Here is a 410-nt window from a genome sequence, read left to right on the forward strand (position 1 = left end):
GGGTTACGAGTTTGACCGTCCGGCGGACGGCGTGAAGCTGACCGTGACCGCCACCATCGTGGACGCGGCGGGCAACGTCTCGCTGCCGGGCAGCGACAGCGCCACCATGGGCGACACCACCGCGACCGGTGCGCCGACCGTGGTCATCACCGAAGACGTGAACAACGACGGCACCATCAGCAACACCGAGATCAGCGGCAAGGTGGACGTGGAAGTGAGCCTGCCGGGCGATGCCAAGGCCGGGGACACCCTCAAGGTGAGCGGCCAGGCCGACCGCCTGTTGACCGATGCCGACATCACGGCGGGCAAGGGGGGTTACGAGTTTGACCGTCCGGCGGACGGCGTGAAGCTGACCGTGACCGCCACCATCGTGGACGCGGCGGGCAACGTCTCGCTGCCGGGCAGCGACA

Annotated in this window: 1 protein-coding gene; it reads left to right on the forward strand. The window is 68.5% G+C overall.

Translation table 11 applies throughout. The features are described from left to right. Positions 1-410: hypothetical protein (locus ACVDHI_RS20750; RefSeq protein ID WP_447212480.1), on the forward strand; the 410-nt coding region annotated here is incomplete at both ends.

The organism is Aeromonas sp. 25-248 (assembly GCF_053005425.1).